Source organism: Ruegeria sp. AP7 (assembly GCF_056539905.1).
In genome coordinates this window covers 353,366-376,706 of record NZ_JBQFVT010000001.1, presented here as the reverse complement: position 1 = coordinate 376,706, position 23,341 = coordinate 353,366, and the positions used below count along the sequence as shown (strand labels likewise).

The following is a 23,341-nucleotide window of genomic DNA, read 5'->3' as shown; positions in this document are numbered from 1 at the left end:
TAGATCATGGAACCACTTACCTGGACCGGCTCTATCGCCTTCCTCAACCCGCTACTGTTGCTGGCGCTTGGGCTTTTGGCCTTGTCCATCGTTGTCTGGATGCTGGCAAGTATCGTTCTGCCCGAAGACCAAATGACAGTGAATCCAGACGGAACGCTGAGTTCGAGCTCGGGTCTTCGCAATCTAATACAAACCGCGCTGCGCTATAGTTTTCTAGCTATTGTGGGTCTCGCAGTTGCTTATATCGTGTTGGGCATTCTGATGGGCACCAGCGCCGGTATCATTGGCGCCATATCCCAGCAGTTCCTGCCGGTTTGGCTGTCGCTGATCATCCTTTATGCGATGTCGATTGCGTTCAAACGCAAGCTTGGACTTTACGGCAAACTTTTCGACAGCCCCATTGGCATGATCGGCTTTGGCCTTGTGATGTTCTGGGTTTTCACCGGAATTTTCGGTGCACTCGATCTGATCGTCACTCATGACCCGTTGGCTCAGCTCTCAGGCATGAAAAACAAGGTGCCGGGTACGCCTCTGGCCAGTTTGGAAGAGGGTCAATACGCCTGGTACCTACTGGGTGGCGACAACCTTGCACGCGACGTCTTCAGTCGCATGGTCAAGGGTGCCTGGATCGTTGTTCAAATCGCACCTCTGGCGACCATGTTTGCCTTCATGGTTGGTATCACTCTTGGTCTACCTGCGGGTTACTATGGCGGGCGGCTGGATACGCTTCTGTCGTTCCTTGCGAACCTGATCCTGGCCTTCCCAGTGATCCTGCTATTCTACCTGCTGGTCACACCCGAGATCGTTGCGACCGGCGTTCCTAATTATATGGCCGCCGTATTGTTCGTATTCCCAATTATCTTCCTGGGTGTTCTGCTGAATTCGCGGTACTACACACGGCCAAACTTTCGGACTCCGCTATTGATCGGAGTACTGGGCGTTGCGCTCTGGTTGTATCTCTCGCTGATTTCGACCAGCGGCTACATCATTAACACTGACAGCTACCGTATCTGGGGACTGCCGACCTATCTGGATCTCTTCGATATTCCGGGTGGTATTCTGGTGGTGTTTGTCTCGGTGGTCTTCGTGAACTCACCTACGGTGTTCCGCATCGTACGTGGCTTGGCGCTGGACATCAAAACCCGAGACTACGTGGCCGCGGCCCAGACCCGCGGCGAAGGCCCGTGGTACATCATGCTGTGGGAGATCCTACCCAACGCACGCGGCCCGCTGATCGTCGATTTCTGTCTGCGCATCGGCTACACCACCATCCTTCTGGGGACCTTGGGTTTCTTCGGATTGGGTCTTCCGCCGGAAAGCCCGGATTGGGGGTCTACGATCAACGAGGGGCGTAAACTCTTGTCGATCTATCTGCACCCAGCCCTTCCGCCTGCGCTGGCTCTGTTGTCGCTGGTTCTTGGCTTGAACCTGCTGGCGGATGGTCTGCGCGAAGAAAGTCTGAAGGACTGATGTGATCGAGGCCGGGGGGCCAGCCCCCCGGACCCCCCGAGATATTTTTAGCCAGATGAAGGGGATCCCCCGGACTCTCGCGAGGAGATACAAGATGAACAAACTGGCGGATTATGACGGGCCCATCCTGGAGATCGACAAGCTGTCGATCTCGTTCTTTACCCGTCTGCGGGAAATTCCGGCTGTGATGGATTTTTCGGTTAGCGTGCAACCTGGTGAGGCCGTCGGACTGGTTGGTGAATCCGGGTGCGGTAAATCGACCGTTGCCTTGGGCATAATGCAAGACCTGGGCAAGAACGGCCGCATAGTCGGGGGTTCGATCAAGTTCAAAGGTCGCGATCTGAGCGAAATGTCCACAGAAGAACTGCGAGACATTCGCGGCAATGAAATCGCAATGATCTATCAGGAACCGATGGCCTCTTTGAATCCGGCGATGAAGATCGGCAAGCAACTGATGGAAGTTCCGATGATCCACGAAGGCGTCGGTGCGGAAGAAGCTTATTCACGCGCGCTTGAGGTGGTAACAGACGTGCGTCTTCCTGACCCCGAAAGGATGCTGAATTCGTTTCCACACCAGCTTTCCGGTGGCCAGCAGCAGCGGATCGTGATTGCGATGGCGCTTATGTCGAAACCGGCGTTGTTGATCCTGGATGAACCAACGACCGCTTTGGACGTGACCGTAGAGGCCGCAGTGGTCGAACTGGTCAAGGATCTGGGCAAGAAATACGGCACCTCGATGCTGTTTATCTCGCACAACCTCGGGCTCGTGCTGGAAACCTGCGATCGGCTGTGCGTGATGTATTCCGGTGAAGCGGTCGAGCGTGGTTCGATCAAGGATGTCTTCGACGAGATGCAACACCCATATACGCAAGCGCTATTCCGGTCGATCCCGTTGCCCGGAGCTGACAAGAACTCGCGCCCGCTGGTGGCGATTCCGGGGAACTTCCCCCTGCCCCACGAGCGGCCCCCAGGCTGTAACTTTGGCCCGCGCTGCGACTATTTCGAAGAAGGTCGCTGTGATGCCAAAGACATCCTGATGGAAGCAGTGCCGGGAAATGACAGACACCATACGCGTTGTCTGAAATTCCAGGAGATTGATTGGAATGCGCCAATCACAGTGGGTGAGCAAAAAGAGAAAGGTGAAATCGGCCGGACTGTCCTGAAAATGGACAACCTCAAGAAATATTATGAGGTGGCTGCGAATGCCTTGTTCGGTGGTGGTGAGACTAAAGTGGTCAAGGCCAACGAAACCTTGAGTTTTGAGGCGCATGAATCTGAAACGCTGGCCATTGTTGGTGAATCCGGTTGTGGCAAGTCCACTTTTGCAAAGGTTTTAATGGGCCTGGAAACTGCAACCGACGGGCAAATTTTGCTGGACAATCGCAACATCGAACAGGTGCCCATCGAAGAGCGGGACGCGAAGACCGTGGGCGAGGTTCAAATGGTTTTTCAGAACCCCTTCGATACGCTGAACCCGTCGATGACTGTCGGGCGTCAGATCATTCGGGCCCTAGAGATATTTGGCGTAGGTAATTCAGAGGCTGAGCGGAAAAAGCGGATGCTTGAGCTGTTGGACCTTGTCAAACTGCCGAGGGCATTTGCCGATCGCATGCCGCGCCAGCTGTCAGGTGGTCAGAAGCAACGCGTGGGAATCGCGCGCGCCTTCGCCGGAGACGCGAGGATCGTTGTCGCAGACGAACCGGTTTCGGCGCTGGATGTTTCGGTACAAGCAGCGGTGACCGATCTGTTGATGGAAATTCAGCGAGAACACAAAACCACTCTGCTGTTCATCAGCCATGACCTGTCAATCGTGCGTTACCTCAGTGACCGTGTAATGGTGATGTATCTGGGCCATGTGGTGGAACTGGGCACGACCGACCAAGTCTTTGCTCCACCATACCACCCTTATACCGAGGCGTTGTTGAGCGCGGTTCCGATCGCGGACACGTCAGTTGAGAAAAAGCATATCGTTCTTGAAGGCGACATCCCTTCTGCCATGAACCCGCCGCCGGGCTGTCCGTTCCAGACACGCTGCCGCTGGAAGTCCGAAGTGCCAGATGGGCGGTGTGAGTCCCATGTACCCCCGGTTCAGACGCTTGCGGATGGGCATCAGGTCAAATGTCACCTTGCCGAAGATATTCTGGCTAAAATGGAGCCTGTCATCAAAATTGCGGCCGAATAATTCCTCGTAAAAGAATGAAGAAGGGCCGGTCCTCGACCGGCCCTTTCGATTTGCGTCACGATTGGTGGGGGGGACAGGAGACGCAGGTCGTGGGTGAGTGGCAGTTTCAGTTTGCAATCAACCCGTCATCACGTTGTTGCCGAAGTGCATGAACTCCTGATTCATACCCGCTACATCCCCGGTTTCCAGCTTTAAGCTGGCGCTGTCGAGCATCTTGTAACTCTGCTGGCTTTTGACCCAATCGTCTGCCGCCTGCAGCGTCGTCAGCGTGTATGACGTAACCTCATTGAGGTAGTGTGTCGGGATGATGATTTTGGGCTTGAGCTTGGCGACAATATTATTTCCCTGATCGAAGCTTAGGATATGTTCCGACCCATCGACAGGCAAAGTCAGTACATCGACCTGCCCGATCGCATCCCAGAACTCCTGAGGCGGATTGTGACGGTTGTCACCCCAGATCAAAGTGCGAATGCCGCCGGTTTCGACTAGGTAGACCACCATATCCATGTGGCCCACGTTGTTGGGCGGGCAAGCTTCGGCACCAAATTCGGCCAATGCGTTGGTCCATTTGTACCATCCCGGCGCAACGCAGGCATGTTTGTCAGCAAAGCCCGTGATCTTTAGGTCGGCAAACTCAAAATTCCCCGCCATCCTGTCCAAAACCATTGTGGAGCTGGGCCGTTCGATAGCGTCATGGTCAAAATGAGCATGAGTGGACATGGTTATATCAACGGGGATCTGCGGAAATTCGTTGCGGAACCATAACCCCCATGCGCCCGAGGGATCATCCCGCCAAGGGTCGAATAACACGGTCGCTCCGTTTGGCGAGGTGATCTTGATGGCACAGTGACCGTAGTAGTCGATCCCAACAGTTCCCGTGCTGGCTTGCCCAGTCGAGCCTTGCAAATCAATCACATGGTTGTTGTTGCCCGGCTGCAGCCAAGCTTGAGATTGTGCTTCGGCTGGCTTGCCACCCAGAAACGAAGCCCCTGCCCCAACGCCCGCAGCACCAGCCGCCATAAAAAATGACCGGCGTGAAAGGCCAGTTGCCAGAGTGTCATGTTCCCCGTTCAGTATTGTCGGCTTTAGATCTTTGCGATCCATCTTGATCCTCCCGATTGAGCGGGTGCGGCTGTATCCGCACCTTTCTGATCAGGTTAACAAGGTCAACGTGGAAGGCTCAGATCAGAAAAATCTGGGGGGAATATGGGGGGAATCCCCATATTCCCAGATCACGAAATCGACAAAAGATGGCTGCGGAGGTTCTGATCCCGCCCTTCGAGTCCCAGTTTCCGGCGAATATTATTGCGATGGAAATCAATCGTTGATGTCTCGCGCGACATGGCCCGGGCTATATCTTTGGTGGTTTTACCGGACATGACCAACTGAGCGATTTCGATTTCCGTCGGCGTCATAACCGAAAACGCATCCGAGAGTTTGTCAGAAATCATCGTGGTGATGTCTTGCAGATTTCTCAATGCCAGTTCCAGATAAACTTGCGAGGCGTCGCCTTCGGTCATTTGGCTATGCAACTTGTCCAGATACGGCAAGACCATCGAACGAACCCGTTCAACAATGTCCTGATCGCGTTCTTTCCGGTCGTCGTCCAGACTTGTCAGCAATACCCGAAGTGCAGTGTTGGTTTCTTGTAACTCACGTGTCCTCAACTCGACGCGATTTTCCAACTGGGCCAGTGTTTCATTCAGCTTTTCCTCTAGCGCGCGCCGCAGATAAACCTCTTGAATCAAAGCCAAATCCGACTCAACCATACGTGCAAACTGCGCCAGACCCTCACGGAATAGCAAAGCGCGGCGATTGCGATGGCGATCCAGAACGCAGATGGTTCCGAAAACTGAACCATCCGGCCATTTCAGCGGAAAACCAATGTAAAAGGACATGCCGTGCTCCATGTCCTCATTGTCACTCCAGGCTGGATCGCAAGTAGCATCTTCGACAACAAATTCGCCATCTCGTTCAAGGACACCCTGGCAATAAAGCTTGGGATTCAGGCGAAAATTCATGCCGACAGGGTATGGATTTTCCGGATGATCCGAGGTGATCAGGACCGCATGATCGGGTGCTTCGGTCTTCATGATCAATGTCGCTGGCACGTCCGCGAGTTGTGAAACTAGATCAACCAGGCGTTGCCAGTTGGCCATCGTTTCGGCTGGTATATCCGGTCGATCCTTGATCATTACAAACCGCACAAGTCTGAGAGCTATCTACCCAGACTAAGGCAGCGCTCTGTACTTGATCAAGAAACAGCCTCTCTGCGCCGCAGCACCGGTTTTTAGCCGCCCCAGATCACTTTCACATAGTTTTGGGTCTCTTTGTAAGGTGGTATGCCGCCATGCTTTTCGACCGCTTTGGGGCCAGCATTGTACGCTGCCAAAGCAAGCCGCCATGATTTGAACTTGCGATACTGCCACGACAGATAACGCGCGCCCCCTTCCAGGTTTTGGATGGGGTCATACGGATTGACACCCAGCAACCTAGCTGTCTGTGGCATCAATTGCGCAAGACCCAAAGCACCCTTGTGCGATTCAGCATGTGGGTTCCATCCGCTTTCCTGTTGGACAAGTCGCAAGAACAGCTCTTCAGGTACATTATGCTTTCGGGCCGCATTCCGGGCGTGATTCAGATATTGGCCCCGATAATTTCCGGTGTATCGCTTGGCAAACTTCCCGTTCTCAGTTTTAGGTCTAAGCCGATCTGAATCGCGATACTGGCTTGCAGCGCGACCGTCCAATACCTTGGATTGCTTGAGGAAAAGCGCCTTTCGATTCTTTGTTGAAAGGGTTTCCGCCTGCGCCGAAAAGGACACAAGGCAAACACCTAAAACAGAAATACCACCGATCAGAAACCGCATTAAAGCCAATCCTGCACCCTCAATAACCAGCCAAATTATAGTTAAATCAACCGGAAATGAAAGCTTGGTAAAAGTTGGCCTAATATTTTCCCATTCACCGTTGCAGCATCAATCATGTTTTAACCAAGTCCCAGCCCGTATAGGGTCAGCAGCAGAACACAGCGCCAGATTCGGGCGCCATCCAGTCAGAGTAAAACGAGGGAATAAATGGCGGGTTCAGTCAACAAGGTCATTCTGGTCGGCAATCTGGGCCGCGATCCTGAAGTGCGGACGTTTCAAAACGGTGGTAAAGTATGCAACCTGCGCATTGCCACCTCGGAAACCTGGAAGGACCGCAATACCGGAGAGCGCCGTGAACGGACAGAATGGCACTCGGTCGCCATATTCAACGAAGGACTTGTACGCGTGGCTGAACAATATCTGCGCAAGGGTTCAAAAATTTACGTCGAGGGGCAATTGCAAACGCGTAAGTGGCAGGATCAGTCCGGTCAGGATCGTTATTCGACCGAGGTGGTGCTGCAGGGCTTCGGCTCGACGCTGGTAATGCTCGACGCCCGCGGTGAAGGCGGCGGCGGTGGAGGCGGCTATGGCGGCGGATATGGCGACCCATATGGCGGCCCCTCCAGCGCACCAGCCCCTGCGTCTGGCGGAATCGACGATGACGAGATTCCGTTCTAAACCAAGCGGAGACTAAATATGGCATGGTCCTTCTCACTTGGCCGATTACTCGGCTCGGAACTGAGGGTCCATGTCACCTTCTTTTTGCTGCTTGCCTGGGTTGGTTTTGCGGCCTATTCCAGCGGCGGCTTGCCTGCAGCGATTGACAATGTCGTATTCGTACTCGCCTTGTTTGCTTGTGTTGTGGCGCATGAGTTCGGCCACGCGCTGATGGCGCGGCGATACGGCATCCGTACCCCTGACATCACTCTGTTACCGATTGGCGGGCTGGCGCGTCTTGAGCGAATGCCAGAAAAACCGATGCAAGAGGTTTGGGTCGCCCTTGCTGGACCCGCCGTGAACATCGCAATTTGGGCGATTCTTGTTGTCTTGGGGGCAAGCATACAGCTTGGTTCACTCGACCAGATTGACTCGGCCGCAACCGGCCTGCTCAGCCGTTTGGCCTATCTGAACCTGCTGTTGGCGGCCTTTAACATGATCCCCGCTTTCCCGATGGATGGAGGACGCGTCTTCCGCGCCTTGCTGTGCATGAAAATGGAACGCGCCAAGGCAACCCGCATTGCAGCACTCGGTGGTCAGATCGTTGCTGTTGGGCTTGGATTTCTGGGGCTGACCTCGGGCAATCCAATATTGGTCCTGATCGCCGTCTTTGTTTTCATCGCTGCTAATGCCGAGAATCAGGACGTTGCGTTGCGTTCAGTTGCACGGCGCGTGATGGCTCGGGATGCGATGATCACCGAGTTTAAGGCGTTATCGCCGGACGATACATTGGCCACAGCAGCACAAGCAGTCATTCACACAACCCAGCACGAGTTTCCGGTACTGGCACAAGACGGCAGTCTTATGGGGTTCGTGACCCGTGATCGCCTGTTTACCGCATTGGCGGGTGACCATCCCCGCTCGGAATCGGCGGTCTCGATTATGGATACTGATATTCCGCAGGTTGAGCTGACCAGCGGATTGGACAAAGTCCTGAATGGCCTACACAAAGGTGCGCCCGCGATTGCCGTATGCACCAAATCGGGGCACATGGTCGGCTATATCACGCGTGAAAATATCGGCGAGTTGATGGTGATCCAGGGGCGCTAAGCCCCAATCACACCTCCAACGCGTCCTTTAGTACAGCAACCACCGTCTCGCGGGGCACATCCGGTGTGACGAAAGCTTGCCCGATCCCTCGTGCCATAATGAACCGTAACTGACCGTCCATGACCTTTTTGTCCTGTGCCATAAGATCAACCAGCGTTTTTGCATCCGGCAATTCACCCGGGATATCGGCCAGATCGGTCTTCATCCCCATGGCGCGCAAATGCGCCCTGACGCGGCTTGGGTCTTCTTGCGGGCAAAGCCCCAACCGCGAGGAGGTTTCAAACGCCAGCGCGCACCCGATCGCAACGCCTTCGCCATGCAGCAATCGATCAGAGTATCCCGTTGCAGCCTCAAGCGCGTGACAGAAGGTATGACCCAGATTGAGCAACGCCCGGTCGCCCTGCTCGGTCTCGTCGCGTGCCACGATATCGGCCTTCATCTGAACCGAACGCGTGACAGCCTGCACTCGCGCTGCCATGTCGCCGGATGACAACAGAGGCCCGTTGTTTTCAAGCCACTCAAAGAATTTGTCATCGCCCAACAGACCATATTTGACGACCTCGCCATATCCGGCCAGAAAGTCCCGCGGCTGCAGTGTGCCCAGCACGTCCGTATCGGCCAATACCAGTGACGGCTGATGAAACGCTCCGATCAGGTTTTTACCCTGTGGCGCATTGATCCCGGTCTTGCCGCCAACCGAGCTGTCGACCTGCGCCAGTAGCGAGGTCGGTATCTGAACAAAGCGCACTCCGCGCCGCATCACTGCAGCAGCAAAACCCGCCAGATCGCCGATCACCCCGCCACCAAGCGCAACGACAATGTCGTTCCGTTCAACCTTTTCCGCCAGCAACCATTCCACCGCGCGCTCAAAATGCGGCCAGCTTTTGGTCGCCTCACCTGCTGGAAGCGCCAGCGCGGTCATCTCGATCCCGGCTGAGGTCAATCCATCACGCAGGGCATCCAGATGCATTTCCGCGACCGTTTCATCGGTCAGAACCGCGACACGCGGGCGCTTTAACAGCGGGGCAATCCGTTCCCCGGATTGCGCCAAAAGTCCGGGGCCGATTTCAACATCATAAGAACGCTCGGCCAAGTCTACATGTACGGTTTGATGCATTAATTTCGTTCCAAAATATCTGGGCGTGTCACCAAGGCGGCGATGACCCGATCCACCATATCTTCGATTGCGGTCTCACCATCCGAGTCCGCCACCAGATCAGATTGTTCATAGATCGGCACGCGCGCTTCATACAAGTCGCGCAGCGTCGCATAGGGGTCCGCTGTACGCAGCAGCGGCCGCGTATCCTTGTGTTTGACACGATTCCACAGCACATCCAAATCAGCCTTTAACCAAACCGAGGCACCACGATCCGAGATCATTTTGCGATTACCTTCGGCAAGAAACGCACCACCACCTGTCGACAGGATACCTCTTTCTTCGTCCAAAAGCCGCCCGATAATCTGACTTTCCTTGCTGCGAAAGAACGCTTCTCCATCCCGTGCGAAGATTTCAGGGATGGTCATGTTGGCTGCCGATTCGATTTCGGTATCGCTGTCAAGAAAAGGAACACCCAGCCGGGCAGCCAGCGCACGACCCACGGCAGTTTTGCCTGCCCCCATCATTCCAACCAAAACGACGGTTTTGTGCAGTCGAAACTGCGTCGCTGTGTCAGAAGGCACCGTGTTATGCTTAATTTCGCTCATTTCGTCGTGAATGACGTGATCTTAGGGAAAATGCTAGTTATAACTTGGCCAAAAGCAAAATTTGAGGCAGCGTTCACCCATGGGCCGTTTGATCAAGTTCCTGATATACATCATTTGCCTGTGTTTCATCGGGCTGGTTGGGTATGCCTATATCGGGCCGTATTTCGGCGCGGACTTCTCCGCCCCGAAAAATGAAATTCGCGAGCCGGTCATCCTGAATGCAGACTAAAGGCACCTTACTGGCGCTTTTTCTGGCCGGAACCGCACAGGCGCAAACGCAAGAGCCATTGTCAGTCATCGACTGGCTAACTGACCCGCCAGAAAACCTGCCGGGCACGGTGTTGATGGAACCCCCTGTGACGCAGACGGGACTCCAACCCGAGGTGCAGGTCACCCCCTTGGAGGCGCTGTCCCCTCCTCTGGGGTTGGTTGCGTCTTCAGTCACTGGTCTGCCGGTGGACCTGTGGCGCAGCAGCGATGCTGATCGGCTGGCGGATTTGATCTCGAAGGTACGGGTCAAGTCCTACCCGGCGATGCAGCGATTGTTGTTTACTTTGCTCTTGTCCGAAGCCCGCGCCCCAGCGGGTGGTCAGGCGGAAGATACATTGTTGATGGCGCGACTGGACCGTCTTATGCAATTGGGCGCATCCGATCCGGTACAATCCTTGGTTCAACTCGCCGGTCCGACCGATACGCAAGACCGCTTTAGACGTTGGTTCGATGCCACGTTGCTGACCGGTGATGAAGATCGAAGTTGCACAGCCCTGATCGCTCAGCCGAATTTATCAAGGAACTACGCCGCTCAGATATTCTGTAAAGCGCGCCGAGGGGATTGGGCCTCGGCAGCGCTTACACTTGAAGCAGCACATGCGTTGCAGGTCTTACCCGACGATCAGCTTGCCCTGCTCGATCGCTTTCTCAGCCCGGAATTGTTCGAAGGGGCCGAGTATCTTCCGCAACCCGAAGATCCTGACCCTCTCACCTTCCGAATGTTCGAAGCCATTGGTGAACGCCTGCCCACGGCATCTCTGCCTCGGGCCTTTGCAAACGCTGATTTGCGGGACGTGGCGGGGTGGAAAGCTCAGATCGAAGCTGCCGAGCGGTTGACGCGGATTGGTGCTCTGACGCCAAACCAATTGCTTGGCCTTTATACTGAACGCTCCCCTGCAGCCTCAGGTGCGGTATGGGATCGTGTCTCAGCCATACAAAAGTTCGAAGCCGCGCTCGAAACTGGCAAGCCGGTGCCAGTTTCAAACGCGTTAACAGCTGTTTGGGCACAGATGAAATCGGTCGGCCTGGAAGTGCCCTTTGCCGAATTGTTTGCGCCGCGTCTGGCATCGATGAAGTTGCCCGATCAGACTGCAGAAAACCTCCGTTGGCGTATTCTGCTTTTGTCCGAGCTATATGAAGACGCGGCACGCACGATGCCTGACGAGTCGGACGCCAACAAGTTTTTGTCCACCCTTGCACAAGGCGATCCGCAGCGCGCGCCCTCTCCTACCCCACTCGCTGATGCCATTTCACAAGGTTTTGCCTGGTCTGCGCCTGTCCCTTCGGACATAAACGCCATGCTGCTCAATGATCAGTTGGGCGAGGCCATTCTGGAAACGATGCAGTTGTTCGCCCATGGCGCGCGCGGCAATCTGGTGGATCTGACAGCCGCGATTGCCACGTTCCGACGTGTCGGACTCGAAGATACCGCGCGCCGATCTGCATTACAGCTTATGATCCTGAACGGGGCCTGAGGATGACCGCACCCTCGTCTCAGGATCTGTGGGTTTCCACCTTCCTCGAAGCGCAAGCCGCCGAACTTGGGGCTGCAACCAATACCTTGCTTGCATACGGACGCGACCTTAAGGATTTCTCAGACTGGCTGGTACGACGAAAGTCTGGCTTTGCCGAGGCTGACCGAGACAGGATCGAGGGCTACTTGATCGACTGCGATGCGCAGGGCCTGTCCCGCGCGACCCGCGCACGGCGGTTGTCTGCGATCAAGCAGTTATATCGATTTGCGTTCGAGGAAGGATGGCGTGACAACAACCCCGCGATCCAGATCAAAGGCCCCGGACGTGCGAAAAGACTGCCCAAAACGCTGGATGTGCCTGAGGTTGACCGCCTGCTTGCCGCAGCACGCCGAACGGGTCGGTCCGAAGCCGACAGAATACGCAACACCTGTTTGATGGAGCTTCTTTACGCAACAGGGATGCGGGTTACTGAACTTGTGTCGTTGCCGGTAAGCTCTGCCAGAGGCGATCCCCGGATGCTGTTAGTTCTTGGCAAAGGCGGCAAAGAGCGAATGGTTCCACTGTCCCCTCCCGCCCGCGAAGCGTTAAGCGGATGGCTCATGGTCCGCGATGCTGCTGAAGAGCAAACGATAAAAAAAGGTGTACAGGCATCGCGTTTTCTGTTTCCTTCGCGCGGGAAATCAGGGCATTTGACGCGGCATCGCTTCTTCCTTCTGGTCAAAGAACTGGCCGTCGAGGGCGGCGTTTCACCCCAGAAGGTCACCCCGCACACACTGCGCCATGCGTTTGCGACGCATCTGCTGGCCAATGGTGCGGATTTACGCTCGATCCAGACACTTCTGGGCCATGCGGATGTCGCCACAACCGAGATTTATACTCATGTTCTGGATGAACGCTTGTCGGAATTGGTGCTGGAACACCACCCGCTTGCCAAGGATGACACCACAGATCAAGGCTAACCCCTTGATCGGACGAGGTCGCAGCCCCATAACGGATGCAGCAACAAGAATAGCCTAGGACCGATGGAACCCACCTCTTCTTTGCTCGACAGTGCATTCTGGATCACGACTGGATCCATTCTTCTTCTCCTTGTGCTATCGGGCTTTTTCTCTGGCTCGGAAACCGCCCTGACTGCGTCATCACGCGGAAAGCTAAGGGCGCAGGCTGACAAAGGTTCACGCGGGGCGCAGAAGGCGCTGGATATTACCGACGACAACGAACGCCTGATCGGCTCGGTCCTGTTGGGCAATAACCTTGTCAACATCCTTGCGGCTTCGCTGGCCACAGCACTGTTTACGCGGCTATTCGGCGAAAGCGGAGTGGCATTGGCGACGCTGGTGATGACCTTGCTGGTGTTGATCTTTGCCGAAGTGCTGCCCAAGACCTACGCTATTACAAACGCTGAAAAGGCCGCCGCATGGGTCGCGCCTGTTATCGGTGTTGTCGTGACGGTGTTTTCGCCCGTCGTAGCCGCCGTCCGGCTTCTCGTGCGCGGAGTGCTGCGCTTGTTTGGCGTAAAGATCGACCCTGACAGCAACATCCTCGCGGTGCGGGAAGAAATCGCGGGTGCGCTGCAACTGGGCCATTCCGAAGGAGTTGTCGAAAAAGAAGATCGCGACCGTATTCTGGGTGCGCTGGATCTTGGTGATCGCGCGGTGGAAGAGATCATGCTCCATCGCTCGAATATTGAGATGATCGATGCCGATGATGAGCCCGAGGCGATCCTCAAACAATGTCTGGAAAGCCCCCATACCCGCCTGCCGGTTTTCCGGGAGGAACAGGAAAACATCGTGGGTGTGGTCCATGCCAAGGACTTGTTTCGCGCGATGTACGCCCAAGTCGGCGGTGCAGATGGCGATCCGGAGCGGCTTAAGAATTTCGACATCGCAAAGGTGGCTAACGATCCTTATTTCGTTCCTGAAACCACCACTCTGGACGACCAGATGCGCGAGTTTCTTAGGATGCACAGCCATTTCGCGCTTGTTGTGGATGAGTACGGATCGCTGCGCGGGTTGATCACGCTCGAGGATATTCTGGAAGAAATCGTGGGCGAGATCGCCGACGAGTTCGACATCGACGAAGAAGTACCCGTCACCCGCACCGATGATGGCCAATTCCTCGTCGAAGGTGCAATGACCATCCGCGACGTCAATCGCGCCCTCGACTGGGCCCTGCCGGACGAAGAAGCCAACACTTTGGCTGGTCTTGTCATTCACGAAGCACAGATGATCCCGATCGTCGGTCAGGTGTTTTCATTTCACGGCTTTCGGTTCGAAGTCACCGCACGCGAGGGTAACCGGATCACGGCCCTCAAAGTGCGACCTCTTTAGGTTCGGCAGCGTTCGCAATTGACAAGCGACGCGCAGTGTCGCGAACGGAATAGTATTGCGCCAGAGCCCTCGGCAGGCTCGGCCAAAAGCCGAGGGAGTTGCATCGTGAAAACCACCACCCGTGTTGTAGTGATTGGCGGGGGCGTCGTCGGATGTTCGGTCCTCTATCATCTGACCAAGCTTGGCTGGTCGGATGTGATGCTGCTGGAACGATCCGAGCTCACCAGCGGCTCGACCTGGCACGCGGCCGGTGGATTCCACACGCTGAACGGCGACACTAACATGGCCGCCCTGCAGGGCTATACCATACGGTTGTATAAAGAGCTGGAAGAGATCACGGGCATGTCTTGCGGCCTGCACCATGTGGGTGGCGTCACTCTGGCCGACAATCAGGATCGCTTCGACATGCTACTGGCAGAGCGTGCCAAACACCGGTTCATGGGCCTTGAGACTGAGATTGTCGGGCCAGAAGAGATCAAGAAGATCGCTCCGATCACCAACACCGATGGTATACTTGGCGCGCTTTATGATCCCCTGGACGGGCATTTAGACCCTTCGGGCACCACCCATGCCTATGCCAAGGCGGCGCGGATGGGCGGCGCCACGATCGAAACCCATTGCATGGTGCGCGAGACCAACCAGCGCCCGGACGGAACATGGGATGTGGTGACCGACAAGGGTACGATCCACGCCGAACATATCGTCAATGCGGGCGGCTTGTGGGCACGCGAGGTCGGTGCGATGGCCGGGATTTATTTCCCGCTGCATCCGATGGAGCACCAATATCTGGTCACCGACAATATACTCGAGATCGAGGCCATCATCGACGCAGGAGGAGAGCACCCGCATGTGATGGACCCCGCTGGCGAAAGCTATCTGCGGCAGGAAGGGCGTGGACTGTGCATCGGCTTCTACGAACAGCCCTGCAAGCCCTGGGCTGTCGACGGCACCCCGTGGGAGTTTGGCCACGAACTGCTGCCCGATGACTTCGACAAGATCACCGATAGCATCGAATTCGCCTACAAACGCTTCCCTGTTCTCGCTGAGGCGGGTGTCAAATCCGTCATCCATGGGCCGTTTACGTTCGCCCCTGACGGCAACCCTCTGGTCGGCCCGGTGCCCGGCGTGCGGAACTACTGGTCGGCCTGTGGTGTCATGGCCGGTTTTAGCCAGGGCGGAGGGGTTGGCCTGACCCTCGCACAATGGATGATCGAAGGCGAACCTGAACGCGATGTGTTTGCGATGGATGTGGCCCGGTTCGGTGACTGGATCAGCCCCGGTTACACACGCCCCAAAGTGATTGAGAACTATCAGAAACGGTTCAGCGTCGCATATCCGAACGAAGAGCTGCCTGCCGCACGCCCAAATCGAACCACGCCGATGTATGACATCTTCAGCGATCTCGGTGCCGTATGGGGGCAGCAGTACGGGTTGGAGGTTCCGAACTACTTTGCCAAAGGGGATGAACCAGATTTCGAAACACCCTCTTTCCGCCGCTCCAACGCTTTTGAGGCCACTGGCCGAGAAGTCCGCGCCGTACGCGAAGGAGTGGGGATCAACGAGGTTCACAATTTTGGCAAATACCGCATCACAGGTGCCGGTGCCCGCGCATGGCTGGATCGCATCATGGCTGGCCGAATTCCGAAACCGGGTCGTGTTTCTTTAACGCCCATGTTGTCGCCCAATGGCAAATTGATCGGGGATTTCACCGTGTCCTGTCTGAGCGAAAATGAGTTTCGCGTCACGGCCTCATATGGCAGCCAGGCGTTTCACATGCGCTGGTTCCTGCAAAATCAGGACGAAGGCATAAACATCGAAAACATCAGTGACCGGCTGAACGGCTTTCAGATTGCTGGCCCCAAGGCCACCGAGGTCCTGTCGGCCTGTACCCGGGATGATGTTAGTTCACTTAGGTTCCTTGACGTGCGCGAGATGACCATCGGCATGACAGACTGCATCGTTCAGCGCGTCAGCTATACCGGTGACCTGGGATATGAGATCTATTGTGATCCGATGGCACAGCGGCAGCTTTGGTGGACCTTATGGCAGGCAGGCCAACCTCATGGCATCGCACCATTTGGCATGCGTGCGATGATGAGCCTGCGTTTGGACAAGTTCTTTGGGTCGTGGATGCGCGAGTTTTCGCCGGACTATACCGCCGCGGAAACCGGTCTGGATCGGTTCATCTCATTCTCAAAGAACAGCGACTTCATTGGCCGCGCAGCTGCCGAGGCCGAACGCGCTACTGGCACCAATCGCCGTTTGGTTGCGTTCGAGGTCGATGCAGCCGATGCCGATGTTAACGCGTATGAACCGATATGGATTGATGGTTCAGTTGTCGGCTTCTGCACGTCAGGCGGGTATTCCCACTATGCACGCAAATCGATAGCAATGGGATTCCTGCCAACCGAACAAGCAACCGAAGGTTGCGAGGTTTCGATTGAGATACTGGGCAAGATGCGCGCGGCCCGTGTGATCACCACGCCTCTGTTTGATGCCGACAGTGCAAGAATGCGGGGATGACACAATCTGAACTTAGCGGCATGGTGGCGAGATGATAGAAATTCCCATCTTACTGCTCGCCGCCGGCCAATCCAGCCGTATGGTTGGGACCGATAAGCTGATGCAGCCAGTGGGTGGCGTGCCGCTGCTGCGTCGTGTAGCGCAAAGAGCGATTGCCGTCGGTCCTGTTTTCGTTGCCCTGCCCCCGATGCCTCATCCACGCTATACGGTGTTGAAAGATCTCGATGTGTTGCCGGTCGAAATCCCGGACGCACGGGAAGGTATCAATGCCAGTCTAAAGGGGGCGATGGCGGCAATCCCAGCCGATGCGAAGGCCGTGATGATCCTCTTGTCCGACTTGCCGGACCTTACGACTGCAGATCTACGCAATGTCCTGCAATCGGTCAAAACCCATCCTGCCAATCGAATTTGGCGCGGTGCGACCAATCAGGGCGTCCCTGGGCACCCGGTGATCTTTGATCGCTCTCTCTTTGCAGAACTGACAGACCTGACCGGTGACAGTGGCGCGCAATCTGTCGTACGGCGTCACAAGGATGCAGTTCACCTTCATCGCCTGCCCAGCCAAAATGCGCTGTTGGATCTAGATACGCCAGAGGATTGGTCGGAGTGGGTAGCCCGCCAACCTTCTGGGCTTCACCCGAAATAAACACGGCCCGGTCGTTTTCGACCGGGCCGCATGCCCAAAAACAGGACTACCACTTTCACCAATCTCTAAAGCGCTATCAGATCGCCAATCAGGCTGTCCGACTTTGAGCTGCAGAACCTAAACAAGACCCCCTCGTTAACATGCCGCTCAGCGCTGTGGAGACTGAGATGTGCCTTTGACACCCCCTAGTGTCTCAGGCCCCCCTCACTTGGGCATAACCAATGTCGCCGATCAGATGCGTTCAAACAATGTAAAATTGGAAGAAATGGTAAATTTGAGCGAAGACGGTTTGGCTTTTGCGCAACAATACAACACTCAAGACTCTACCAGTGGTTGCAGCTCCTTAGCTCTACTCGGAACAAATACAGCGTTAATAGTTCATCGATACTCCCATTGCGCCTATTTCATAGACACCTACACACGCACTCAAAGATTAGATTGATTGCGCGACACAACTTTAAGGGGAGTAATTCGACGGGCCGTCCACGCGCCGTTTCTTTGTTAACAAAAATGATTCAATTCAATACTTTTCCGAAATTATTGACTTCGTCGGCAACAATCCACCGATTCGCCCCGATTCTCCCAAGCTGATTCTCGCTGTTAAGCCCTTTCGAACAGAGTCATTAAAGCGGCGAAACGTGGCGAAATTAAGGTTTCTTAATTTTTCTCTCAGGATATCCCAAGGTTGCTGGGGCATCTCCTGTCTGAATGCGCGGGATCAACCGCCAAACACAGACAGGAGTCAAAATGAGCATCCGGAAATCCTCACTGCTTCTTCCAAGCACATCCAGCTGGATGGGGGCTGGCGCACTGGGCGCGGCAATGCTGGCCACAACCGTTCTGCCCGCAATGGCAGACGAGGCGCTGGCTGATCTGGTCGAAACGGTTTCACCCTCGGTGGTGACAATCATCGCCAAACAAGACGCAACGCCAAAACAGGCGCAGGGGCAGGACTTCAATTTCGAAGGTCACCCCTTTGGTGAATTCTTTGAACGCTTTGGAGGCCCGGAAGGGTTCAACATGCCACAGCGCGGTCCAAGCCAGGGTTTGGGCTCTGGATTCGTGCTGGACGAGGCGGGTTACATCGTGACCAATCACCACGTTGTCGACAACGCAACCGAAGTGACCGTCCGCCTGAGCGATGACCGTACGTTCCAAGCTGAAGTCATAGGCACTGATCCGCTAACGGATATTGCTGTACTCAAGATCGATGCCGGTGAAGACTTGCAGGCCGTCGAAATGGGTGACAGCGATGTCATCCGCGTCGGCGAAGACGTGGTGGCCATCGGCAACCCGTTCGGTCTGAACGCGACTGTTACGACTGGCATCGTATCGGCGAAGGGCCGCAATATTTCGGAAGGTCCGTACGCCGAATTCATCCAGACTGATGCCGCCATCAACAAGGGTAACTCGGGTGGACCGCTGTTCAATATGGAAGGCGAAGTAATCGGGGTGAACTCGGCAATCTATTCGCCAAGCGGAGGCTCGGTAGGACTGGGTTTTGCGGTCACATCCAATATTGTCGACCACATCACTGCCGATTTGCTGGATGACGGTGAAGTCAGCCGCGGTTGGTTGGGTGTTTCGATTCAGAATGTGAGCCCCGAATTGGCGGCAGCAATGGGAATTGATGTCGCTACCGGCGCCCTGGTATCCGATGTTGTCCCGGACAGCCCCGCCGATGGCGTGCTGCAGCAAGGCGACGTGATCCTGACTTTCAACGACGATGCCGTTGAATCCAGTAATGAACTTCCCGTTCTGGTTGGAACCACCAAGGTTGGCACCGACAGCACATTGACAGTTCTGCGCAACGGCAAGGAAGAACAGATCAAGCTGACGATCGGCCAACATCAGGCGGCATCAGCGGCCACCGACAGCGTGGCGGAAGACAAGTTCGAAGGCACCAAACTTGGCGTTATCGTGGCTCCGCTGACTGAAAGCGCCCGTGCAGAAGTTGGTGTCGCGGAAACTGTCGATGGCGTTGTTGTCACCGATCTCCAGCCCGAAAGCCCTGCGGCCAAAGCAGGTTTGCAACGCGGCGATGTAATCGTCCGGCTGGGCAATCTGGATACGGTTTCGCCAGATGCGCTGAAGGAAGCACTGGAAAGCGAAAAGACCGATCCAGCGTTGGTTCTTATCAACCGTGGCGGCAACCAAATATTTGTCGCGGTCGAAATCGTCTGACCCCACACCTAAGCGCGCCACATGATGGGGAAATCTGGTGCGCTTATTTCTGGTCGACGCGGATTGTCCACGCGTCGCCGGAGCAGCCGGGTGCGGCATCGCACCCGGCATGTTTTTTTCAAACAGTATGTGTGTTTAAATCCCGATGTGAAGGAGCCCTGATTATGAGTAGACGCCTGTTAATCGTTGAAGATGACCAAGACACACGGGACTTCATTGCCAAAGGGTTTGGCGAAGAAGGGTACGTTGTCGAAGTTGCATCAGACGGCCGCGAAGGGTTGTACCACGCCACCGATGGCGGATTTGACGCAGTCGTGCTGGATCGAATGTTGCCAGGCTTGGACGGGTTGTCGCTGATCAAATCAATGCGTGCGGCTGGGGTAAAAACACCTGTGCTGATGCTAACCGCCATGAGCGCGGTCGACGAACGCGTCAAAGGCCTGCGTGCTGGTGCTGACGACTATTTGGTCAAACCATTTTCGTTCCAGGAGCTCCACGCTCGGATCGAGGCGCTGCTGCGCCGTCCACAAGAATCAGAAGAAACTCCATCCCTCGCCTGTCGCGATCTTGAGATGGATTTGTTGACCCGCAAAGTGACGCGCAGTGGCCGGGAAATCACGCTAACCCCGCGCGAATTTCAGATTCTGGAGTTCTTTCTGCGGCGCAAGAACCGAGTCGTCTCGCGCACCATGTTGCTAGAAGGGGTGTGGGATTATCACTTTGATCCGAACACCAATGTAGTCGACGTGCATATCTCGAAGCTTCGCCGCCAACTCGATGAAGACGGGGCCGACCCGATTATTGAAACGGTCCGAGGGGCCGGTTACATGGTTTCGGATGGATAACCTGCGCCTGTCGCTCAAAAATTCACGTACGCGGCTGGTTCTGGCCAGTATGGTGCTCAGCACGTTGCTAACAGCGGCGGTGCTTGCGATGGTCTATGTGACTGCCAACCGCACGATTACGGGCGAAACGCGCTCGGTCGTGTCGGCTGAGCTCACCGGATTGGCGGATGAATATGAACGGCACGGTATGATCGGTTTGATCACTGCGATCGAGAGGCGATTGCCAACAGCGGCCGAGCGCGATGCGTTGTATCTGTTAACCGGTCGGCAGGGTACAAAGCTAGCGGGAAATTTATCTCATTGGCCCGAAGGAATCACAGCGGGCAGCGGGTGGGTCGACCTGCAGTTGCGCAAAGGGGATACTGATCAACACGTTCCGATTTCTGCTGCTTCCATCAGATTGCCGGGTGGTGAAAGATTGCTGGTTGGGCGAGATGCGCTGGCAAGACAGCAATTTGATCGTGTTCTTCTTCGCTCGGTTGCTCTGGCACTGGCGACCGCGCTTGCGCTTAGCCTGTTGACCGGTTGGTTGCTAACTCGGCTTGTGTTCTCGCGGCTAAAGGATATTGCCGACACCGCCGACAATATCGTTTCAGGCGATCTGGCGCTGCGCATGCCCTTGCGCGGAACAGGTGACGAATTCGACCAAGTTGCAGGCACTTTGAACAACATGCTTGATCGCATCGAAGAGCTGATCAGCAACCTGCGCACAACTTCCAACTCAATCGCCCATGACCTGCGCTCACCCCTGTCGCGACTTCGTCAGCGCGTCGAGTCTCTTGCCGAACCCGGGAAAAGCGAACAGGACCGTGATATCGACTTGGCCCGCGCGACTGGGGAAATTGATCATCTGTTGCGCGTCCTCAGCCAATTGACCGAGATCTCGCGGGCAGAAGCCGGTTTGGGGCGCGAGCAGTTCGAGCCGGTGAATTTGCCGCAACTGGTCGGTGATGTGGTTGAACTGTATGAACCTGTCGCTTCTGATCAGAACATCCGACTTGAAGTTGTTGGTAATGCCGAACCGATCCAGGGTCACCGCCCACTTCTCTCTCAGGCATTGTCAAACCTGCTCGAAAACGCGATGCGCTATGCGCCTCCCGGTACTGCGATCACCATCGGAATCCGGGAAGATGAGGATTATGCATTGCTCAGCGTCCGTGATCGTGGCCCCGGTGTTCCGGAAAACGATCTGTCACGGTTGCAGATGCCCTTCGTCACCCTTGATCCCGCACGGACTGAACGCAACGCGGGGCTAGGTCTCGCACTTGTAGCGGCCATCTCGCACATGCACGGGGGCAGCTTTCAGGCCCGGAACCGCAAGCCCGGTCTGGAGACGACTCTGTGGCTTTCACGCAAGTTTTGATAATTGAAATTCAAGCCGCAAGGCATTGTGAAATAACTAAAGAATCGCAGGGAGAGAGGCGTACCCATGAAAGCGAATGCGGCCACCTCGCACCCTAGGTTCCTGAACTTGGTAATCCGGAAACCGGTTCAGTAATCGCCCTAGCGCCACGCGACCTTCAAGCCGCGCAAGAGTCAGGCCAACGCAGACATGCGGACCGCCTGCGAACGCCAGATGCCGGTTCGGTTTGCGCGTGATGTCAAAACGCGTCGGGTCGGGAAAGACCTCAGGATCGCGGTTCGCCGCACCGATACAGAGGTGCAGGTTCGTTCCTTTGACGATCAGATTTCCCTCGATCTCAACCTCAGCCGTGGTTTCCCTGTTGCCAAACTGATTGGGGGACCGAAAGCGCAAGACCTCCTCGACTGTCGAAGCGATCAGGTCAGGATTATCCAGCAGGCGTTTGCGTTGTTCCGGGTGGTCGTTCAGCAATGCCAACCCATTGCCGATCAGATTGGTGGTGGTCTCATGGCCGGCGTTCAGGATGAAGATGCAATTCTGTAACAGCTCAATTTCGCTTAATTTTTCATCTGCACCCTCACCTCGGATCAGGCGGGTCAAAACATCAATCTCAGGATCACCCGGTTTTGCACGGCGACGGGCAACGAGGTCCTGAAGGTAGGCTTTAAACTCACGTACCGCGCTGTGGCCTATTTCCAGCTGAGTGTCCGTCAAAGCGGGTTCCAAAGCACCAAGAATAGCTAAAGACCAATCCCTTAGCGGTGCACGTTCATCCATAGGGACGTCCAGCAGATTACCAATGATCTGGATCGGAATCGTCGATGCAAAATCCTCAATCAGATCCACCTGTGCTTTGCCTTCCATGTCGTCGAGCAATACATCAACAGTTTCGATCAAACCCGGCTCCATCCGCGCAATTGCGCGCGGCGTCAGGGCCGAGGTCATGATTTTGCGCACCCGTGTGTGGAGCGGCGGGTCAGAGAACACCAGCGACGTTGTGTGATGCTCGAACAACGGCGAACCAACTCCAAATTTAGGACCAAACGCAGCCTCTTTGTCCGAAGAATAGAGCGTCGTGTTGCGATAAATCGCATCCAGATCTGCATGACGAGACAACAGTACGGAACCATCTGGTTGACGCAGTATCGGTGCGTATTCGAGCAAAGCATCGTAAAAGGGAAATGGGTCATCGACAAACCCCTCGGGCGGGTTTGTCAGGTCTAGATTTTGCGCAAGATTCTTTAGCCTTATGTCGTTCATGCTTCGCTCCCCTGACGTTTGGGTAGCGGAATAGACTACAGCAAACAACCTTGTCAGATGACAGGCCACGTCGGACCGGATAAGACAAGGCATGTCTGACCCGATTTCATCAATCCGCAATCTTGGCCCAGCGTTCGAACAGGCCTGCGCACGGGCGGGAATTATGACAGCTCAGGAGTTGCGCGATCTTGGTGCTGATGAGGCATATGCTCGCCTGTTGCAGGCTGGAACCCGCCCCCATTTCATCGGCTATTATGTCTTAGTCATGGGCTTGCAAGGACGCCCATGGAATGACTGTAAAGGTGAGGAAAAGAAGGCATTGCGTGAACGGTTCGATGCGATCAAGGCCAGCACCAGTCGGGCGCCTGAAAGCCAGTTGATTTCAGATCTGGATGCCGTTGGCGTGCGTGTATCGGCAAGTGATCTCAAACCTGTCTAAGCAACAAAAAAGGC

20 protein-coding genes are annotated in these 23,341 nt (G+C 55.5%); 14 read left to right on the top strand and 6 right to left on the bottom strand.

Annotated elements, in window-relative coordinates:
• Positions 1 to 6: 6 nt before the first annotated feature.
• Both ACR0KN_RS01825 and ACR0KN_RS01820 read left to right on the top strand, forming a co-directional pair.
• On the top strand, positions 7 to 1,470 hold the full coding sequence (locus tag ACR0KN_RS01825; RefSeq protein ID WP_480650947.1) for an ABC transporter permease: 1,464 nt from the start codon (positions 7 to 9) through the stop codon (positions 1,468 to 1,470).
• 94 nt (positions 1,471 to 1,564) lie between these two features.
• Positions 1,565 to 3,652: a dipeptide ABC transporter ATP-binding protein gene (locus tag ACR0KN_RS01820; protein ID WP_480650945.1), complete on the top strand. Its 2,088-nt coding sequence runs from the start codon at positions 1,565 to 1,567 to the stop codon at positions 3,650 to 3,652.
• Between the two features lie 117 nt (positions 3,653 to 3,769).
• Here the strand turns inward: ACR0KN_RS01820 and ACR0KN_RS01815 are convergent, their stop codons facing one another.
• The 3 genes from ACR0KN_RS01815 to ACR0KN_RS01805 all read right to left on the bottom strand — a co-directional run bounded on the left by ACR0KN_RS01815 (position 3,770) and on the right by ACR0KN_RS01805 (position 6,521).
• The gene (locus ACR0KN_RS01815) at positions 3,770 to 4,756 is read right to left on the bottom strand and encodes an MBL fold metallo-hydrolase (protein WP_480650943.1); all 987 of its coding nucleotides are present in this window, start codon (positions 4,754 to 4,756) and stop codon (positions 3,770 to 3,772) included.
• Positions 4,757 to 4,884: 128 nt separating this feature from the next.
• Entirely contained in the window at positions 4,885 to 5,847 is a 963-nt protein-coding gene (locus tag ACR0KN_RS01810) for a LuxR C-terminal-related transcriptional regulator (RefSeq protein WP_260025851.1), read from the bottom strand.
• Between the two features lie 95 nt (positions 5,848 to 5,942).
• The gene (locus ACR0KN_RS01805) at positions 5,943 to 6,521 is read right to left on the bottom strand and encodes a lytic transglycosylase domain-containing protein (RefSeq protein ID WP_010439608.1); all 579 of its coding nucleotides are present in this window, start codon (positions 6,519 to 6,521) and stop codon (positions 5,943 to 5,945) included.
• A 207-nt stretch (positions 6,522 to 6,728) separates the two neighbouring features.
• On the opposite strand from ACR0KN_RS01805, the gene ssb reads away from it, so the two are divergent.
• Both ssb and ACR0KN_RS01795 read left to right on the top strand, forming a co-directional pair.
• Positions 6,729 to 7,199, top strand: coding sequence for a single-stranded DNA-binding protein (gene ssb, locus ACR0KN_RS01800; RefSeq protein WP_480650941.1), 471 nt, complete (start codon positions 6,729 to 6,731; stop codon positions 7,197 to 7,199).
• Positions 7,200 to 7,217: 18 nt separating this feature from the next.
• Positions 7,218 to 8,288, top strand: coding sequence for a site-2 protease family protein (locus tag ACR0KN_RS01795; protein WP_480650939.1), 1,071 nt, complete (start codon positions 7,218 to 7,220; stop codon positions 8,286 to 8,288).
• A gap of 7 nt (positions 8,289 to 8,295) precedes the next feature.
• Here the strand turns inward: ACR0KN_RS01795 and aroB are convergent, their stop codons facing one another.
• Both aroB and ACR0KN_RS01785 read right to left on the bottom strand, forming a co-directional pair.
• Positions 8,296 to 9,405 carry a 3-dehydroquinate synthase gene (gene aroB, locus ACR0KN_RS01790; RefSeq protein ID WP_480650937.1) on the bottom strand — a complete coding sequence of 370 codons (1,110 nt, stop codon included), beginning with the start codon at positions 9,403 to 9,405 and terminating at the stop codon, positions 8,296 to 8,298.
• Entirely contained in the window at positions 9,405 to 9,992 is a 588-nt protein-coding gene (locus ACR0KN_RS01785; RefSeq protein WP_010439601.1) for a shikimate kinase, read from the bottom strand. The genes aroB and ACR0KN_RS01785 overlap by 1 nt, the downstream gene beginning before the upstream one ends.
• Before the next feature lie 79 nt (positions 9,993 to 10,071).
• On the opposite strand from ACR0KN_RS01785, the gene ACR0KN_RS01780 reads away from it, so the two are divergent.
• From ACR0KN_RS01780 to ACR0KN_RS01740, 9 genes are all read left to right on the top strand, one after another.
• Complete coding sequence (locus tag ACR0KN_RS01780; protein ID WP_010439599.1) at positions 10,072 to 10,221, top strand: hypothetical protein; 150 nt, start codon at positions 10,072 to 10,074, stop codon at positions 10,219 to 10,221.
• The gene (locus tag ACR0KN_RS01775; protein ID WP_480650935.1) at positions 10,211 to 11,737 is read left to right on the top strand and encodes a hypothetical protein; all 1,527 of its coding nucleotides are present in this window, start codon (positions 10,211 to 10,213) and stop codon (positions 11,735 to 11,737) included. Before ACR0KN_RS01780 ends, ACR0KN_RS01775 begins: the two co-directional genes overlap by 11 nt.
• A gap of 2 nt (positions 11,738 to 11,739) precedes the next feature.
• Positions 11,740 to 12,696 carry a tyrosine recombinase gene (locus ACR0KN_RS01770; RefSeq protein ID WP_480650933.1) on the top strand — a complete coding sequence of 319 codons (957 nt, stop codon included), beginning with the start codon at positions 11,740 to 11,742 and terminating at the stop codon, positions 12,694 to 12,696.
• A gap of 63 nt (positions 12,697 to 12,759) precedes the next feature.
• Positions 12,760 to 14,067 carry an HlyC/CorC family transporter gene (locus tag ACR0KN_RS01765; protein WP_170778892.1) on the top strand — a complete coding sequence of 436 codons (1,308 nt, stop codon included), beginning with the start codon at positions 12,760 to 12,762 and terminating at the stop codon, positions 14,065 to 14,067.
• 105 nt (positions 14,068 to 14,172) lie between these two features.
• Entirely contained in the window at positions 14,173 to 16,590 is a 2,418-nt protein-coding gene (locus ACR0KN_RS01760) for a GcvT family protein (RefSeq protein WP_480650931.1), read from the top strand.
• Between the two features lie 31 nt (positions 16,591 to 16,621).
• Positions 16,622 to 17,236, top strand: coding sequence for a nucleotidyltransferase family protein (locus ACR0KN_RS01755; protein ID WP_480650929.1), 615 nt, complete (start codon positions 16,622 to 16,624; stop codon positions 17,234 to 17,236).
• A 747-nt stretch (positions 17,237 to 17,983) separates the two neighbouring features.
• The gene (locus tag ACR0KN_RS01750; protein WP_480650927.1) at positions 17,984 to 19,420 is read left to right on the top strand and encodes a Do family serine endopeptidase; all 1,437 of its coding nucleotides are present in this window, start codon (positions 17,984 to 17,986) and stop codon (positions 19,418 to 19,420) included.
• A gap of 164 nt (positions 19,421 to 19,584) precedes the next feature.
• On the top strand, positions 19,585 to 20,265 hold the full coding sequence (locus tag ACR0KN_RS01745; RefSeq protein ID WP_010439589.1) for a response regulator transcription factor: 681 nt from the start codon (positions 19,585 to 19,587) through the stop codon (positions 20,263 to 20,265).
• Positions 20,258 to 21,628: a sensor histidine kinase gene (locus ACR0KN_RS01740; RefSeq protein ID WP_480650925.1), complete on the top strand. Its 1,371-nt coding sequence runs from the start codon at positions 20,258 to 20,260 to the stop codon at positions 21,626 to 21,628. The genes ACR0KN_RS01745 and ACR0KN_RS01740 overlap by 8 nt, the downstream gene beginning before the upstream one ends.
• A gap of 36 nt (positions 21,629 to 21,664) precedes the next feature.
• Here the strand turns inward: ACR0KN_RS01740 and ACR0KN_RS01735 are convergent, their stop codons facing one another.
• The gene (locus tag ACR0KN_RS01735) at positions 21,665 to 22,888 is read right to left on the bottom strand and encodes a cytochrome P450 (protein ID WP_480650923.1); all 1,224 of its coding nucleotides are present in this window, start codon (positions 22,886 to 22,888) and stop codon (positions 21,665 to 21,667) included.
• A 91-nt stretch (positions 22,889 to 22,979) separates the two neighbouring features.
• Between ACR0KN_RS01735 and ACR0KN_RS01730 the strand changes: the two genes are divergently transcribed.
• The gene (locus ACR0KN_RS01730) at positions 22,980 to 23,327 is read left to right on the top strand and encodes a TfoX/Sxy family protein (RefSeq protein WP_170469648.1); all 348 of its coding nucleotides are present in this window, start codon (positions 22,980 to 22,982) and stop codon (positions 23,325 to 23,327) included.
• Positions 23,328 to 23,341 lie beyond the last annotated feature (14 nt).

Bases quoted from the DNA above. Each gene is read 5' to 3' on its own strand.
- ACR0KN_RS01825 (WP_480650947.1), top strand. From the start codon at position 7: ATGGAACCACTTACCTGGACCGGCTCTATCGCCTTCCTCAACCCGCTA.
- ACR0KN_RS01820 (WP_480650945.1), top strand. From the start codon at position 1,565: ATGAACAAACTGGCGGATTATGACGGGCCCATCCTGGAGATCGACAAG.
- ACR0KN_RS01815 (WP_480650943.1), bottom strand. From the start codon at position 4,756: ATGGATCGCAAAGATCTAAAGCCGACAATACTGAACGGGGAACATGAC.
- ACR0KN_RS01810 (WP_260025851.1), bottom strand. From the start codon at position 5,847: ATGATCAAGGATCGACCGGATATACCAGCCGAAACGATGGCCAACTGG.
- ACR0KN_RS01805 (WP_010439608.1), bottom strand. From the start codon at position 6,521: ATGCGGTTTCTGATCGGTGGTATTTCTGTTTTAGGTGTTTGCCTTGTG.
- ssb (WP_480650941.1), top strand. From the start codon at position 6,729: ATGGCGGGTTCAGTCAACAAGGTCATTCTGGTCGGCAATCTGGGCCGC.
- ACR0KN_RS01795 (WP_480650939.1), top strand. From the start codon at position 7,218: ATGGCATGGTCCTTCTCACTTGGCCGATTACTCGGCTCGGAACTGAGG.
- aroB (WP_480650937.1), bottom strand. From the start codon at position 9,405: ATGCATCAAACCGTACATGTAGACTTGGCCGAGCGTTCTTATGATGTT.
- ACR0KN_RS01785 (WP_010439601.1), bottom strand. From the start codon at position 9,992: ATGAGCGAAATTAAGCATAACACGGTGCCTTCTGACACAGCGACGCAG.
- ACR0KN_RS01780 (WP_010439599.1), top strand. From the start codon at position 10,072: ATGGGCCGTTTGATCAAGTTCCTGATATACATCATTTGCCTGTGTTTC.
- ACR0KN_RS01775 (WP_480650935.1), top strand. From the start codon at position 10,211: ATGCAGACTAAAGGCACCTTACTGGCGCTTTTTCTGGCCGGAACCGCA.
- ACR0KN_RS01770 (WP_480650933.1), top strand. From the start codon at position 11,740: ATGACCGCACCCTCGTCTCAGGATCTGTGGGTTTCCACCTTCCTCGAA.
- ACR0KN_RS01765 (WP_170778892.1), top strand. From the start codon at position 12,760: ATGGAACCCACCTCTTCTTTGCTCGACAGTGCATTCTGGATCACGACT.
- ACR0KN_RS01755 (WP_480650929.1), top strand. From the start codon at position 16,622: ATGATAGAAATTCCCATCTTACTGCTCGCCGCCGGCCAATCCAGCCGT.
- ACR0KN_RS01750 (WP_480650927.1), top strand. From the start codon at position 17,984: ATGAGCATCCGGAAATCCTCACTGCTTCTTCCAAGCACATCCAGCTGG.
- ACR0KN_RS01745 (WP_010439589.1), top strand. From the start codon at position 19,585: ATGAGTAGACGCCTGTTAATCGTTGAAGATGACCAAGACACACGGGAC.
- ACR0KN_RS01740 (WP_480650925.1), top strand. From the start codon at position 20,258: ATGGATAACCTGCGCCTGTCGCTCAAAAATTCACGTACGCGGCTGGTT.
- ACR0KN_RS01735 (WP_480650923.1), bottom strand. From the start codon at position 22,888: ATGAACGACATAAGGCTAAAGAATCTTGCGCAAAATCTAGACCTGACA.
- ACR0KN_RS01730 (WP_170469648.1), top strand. From the start codon at position 22,980: ATGTCTGACCCGATTTCATCAATCCGCAATCTTGGCCCAGCGTTCGAA.